The organism is New Jersey aster yellows phytoplasma (assembly GCF_002554195.1).
Lineage (GTDB): Bacteria > Bacillota_I > Bacilli_A > Acholeplasmatales > Acholeplasmataceae > Phytoplasma.
On record NZ_MAPF01000011.1, the window covers coordinates 1 to 2305 of the forward strand.

General features: G+C 25.8%; 2 protein-coding genes. Both read right to left on the bottom strand.

What is annotated here, in order from left to right:
• Positions 1-230: 230 nt before the first annotated feature.
• Positions 231-611, bottom strand: a complete 381-nt coding sequence (locus BBA70_RS03880) for a DbpA RNA binding domain-containing protein (RefSeq protein WP_425312267.1) — start codon at positions 609-611, stop codon at positions 231-233.
• A 95-nt stretch (positions 612-706) separates the two neighbouring features.
• Positions 707-1873, bottom strand: a complete 1167-nt coding sequence (locus BBA70_RS00295; RefSeq protein WP_425312268.1) for a DEAD/DEAH box helicase — start codon at positions 1871-1873, stop codon at positions 707-709.
• Positions 1874-2305 lie beyond the last annotated feature (432 nt).

Genomic DNA, 2305 nt, shown 5'->3' on the forward strand with positions numbered 1-2305 from the left:
CTTTGGAAATATTGATTTGGCGATGAATAATTTAATTTAGCTAAAATCCATTGATTGTTACAAAATTTAAGGAAAAAATTGGTAAAGGAACAGAAATTATTAAAAAATATTTAACTAATAATCTTAAAATCTATAATCATTTAGTTCCTTAAATTAAAAAAAGATATAATATAAGAAATAAGCTAGCTTAAATAAGCTAGCTTATTTTATATTATTAAGTTGTTATTTTTTTAATCTTTTTTGTTAAGAATTAAATTTTTGTTTTGGAAACGAATATTAGATTTGCTTTTCATTTGATTCCAAAAACGACTTTCTACTTCAAAAATAGTTTCGTGAGTTAAGTGTTTTATATTGCCAATATTTTTGCCATAAATTTTGAAATGATCTTTTAATAATTTTAATAATACTGGAGGATTGATATTGTCTTTTTTACCTAAATTAATAACAACTTCTATAAAGTTACTATTTTTTCTTTTGTAAGAGTCGTTAGAACCATAAGAACCAAATCTAGATTCAAAACCAAAACGTGATCTGGTAAAAGAATTGTTAGTATTAATTCTTGGAGGAATGATTTCGGTATAATTTCTTTCTTTTGGTAAAAAGTTTTTCAATAATCCTTGGATAATTTGTTCAGAAGAAAAATTTTCTAATAACTTTTGTGCTAATGGATTTGGAGTAGTTTCTTCCTTGTTTTTTTCAATAATATTTAATATTTTTTTTCTAAATCCTTGGCATTTTGTAATTTGATGCTTTGAACAGAAGGAATATCTAGTAAAGTGATTTTTTCTTTTAAGTAGTATTCCAATTTTTTAAGTTGGCTTACTTTTCTGGGACTAATTAAACTGTAAGCTAAACCTTTTTTACCAGCTCTTCCAGTTCTTCCTATGCGGTGAACATAAACTTCGTCTTCATGTGGTAAGTCATAGTTAATTACCATTTTGATGTCAGAAATGTCAAGACCTCTTGCAGCTACATCAGTTGCAATTAAGATTTTGATTTTGCCTTTACGAAAATTATTCATTACATATTGCCTTTGGTTTTGTTTTAAATCTCCGTGAACTGCATCAGCTAAAAAGCCTTTGTCTTGAAGGTAGGCTGTAATTTCGTCAACATCTTTTTTAGTGTTTGCAAATAAGATAGTTGAATAATCCTTTTTTAAGTCTAACAAACGTACTAATAATTTAGCTTTGTCAACTTCTTTTACTAAAAAGTAATTTTGTTCGATTGCATTAACTGCAATGTTTTTAACGGGAACTTGTAGGATTTTAGTGTCTTTTTGGTATTTGCTTGCTATTTTTTTAATAAATGGAGGTAGAGTTGCTGAGAATAAGACAGTTTGTCTTTCTTCTGGAATCTTTTTTAAGATTGTTTCTAAGGCTTCTTGAAATCCCATTTTTAACATTTCGTCTGCTTCGTCAAGAGTTAGAATTTTTAATGCTGAGAGATCGATTTTGCCTCTTTCTAGATGGTCAATTGCACGTCCAGGAGTAGCAATAATTAAATGAGGTTTAGCTTCTAAAGATCTAAATTGTTTGGTGTAAGATTCACCACCATAAACAACAGCGATTCTTATTTCTTGATAAAATCTTAGTAATTTTTTTAATTCTTCGTATACTTGAAGAGTTAATTCTCTAGTAGGGCATAAAATTAAACTTTGGGTTTTTTGGATTTTTGGGTTAATTTTTTCAATAATGGGAATACCAAAAGCAAAAGTTTTTCCTGTTCCTGTTTGAGCTTGTCCAATTACGTCATGTCCTTTTATAATTTCTGGAATTACTAATGCCTGAATTGGAGTAGTATCGATAAAATTGAGTTCTTTTAAAGCTTTTTTAGTTTGCTCTAAAATAGGTAATTGTTCGAATAAAGTATTCATAAATTCCTCATCTTTCTTTTTTAATTTAAAATTAAATTATACAGATATAAATATAAAATGTTTACTAATTGAATTAAAACATTAAACCCTTTATTGTTTGAAGTTATTATTTGTAGTTGTTGAATAATCAATAATCTTGAAAAAAGGAATCATTTCAAAAACTATCAACTGTGTATTTGATGTCATTTTTACTTTAAGTAAAAAAGTTGTAAGACTTAATATTTTTAGTTAAGACCCTAATAAAAAGTATTTTGGTATTTTGCTTTTATAACAATTATGGTTTTAATAATAATTTTGTATTTTGTGAAATAAAGTTAAATAATCGTTAAAAAGTAAAAAGTTACACTAATTTATAATAGTTTTTTGATTTATAACATTTAATAATTTTTACTGCATCTTTAATATTATACTTTATTATGGTTGTAAATTAAT